At 50.0% G+C, this 286-nt stretch carries 1 protein-coding gene; it reads left to right on the top strand.

All coding sequences use genetic code 11. The features are described from left to right. Positions 1-71 precede the first annotated feature (71 nt). Positions 72-286 (top strand): hypothetical protein (locus AC27E8_RS08760; protein ID WP_487111451.1); only part of this gene is annotated, 215 nt, incomplete at its 3' end.

Genomic DNA, 286 nt, shown 5'->3' with positions numbered 1-286 from the left:
GGATGTATGTGTTGAAGCACGTCGGAACATCGTTCGCGGAACTTCAACGACATTTTCGGACTTACATCCCTGTGGATGGAGAGTACGGGCTAACCATTGCTCCAAACAATTTTCTCTGGTGCGGCATGAGTAAAGCATTTGCAGTGTATTTGCTGGACTTAATTCAGCGCCGTCAGTTGTTCATTTTCGTGCCTGATCGTTCGCAGCGGGGATGGGTGGTGCTGAATTATGTGGTCGACGGGGGCGTGTTGACCATCCCCTATTCCAACCATTTCGGTGCCTACAA

The sequence above is a fragment of the Alicyclobacillus sp. CIJ1 genome, assembly GCF_057538885.1.
Note: the sequence above shows the minus strand (reverse complement) of the source record. Positions and strands in the feature narration are given on the sequence as shown.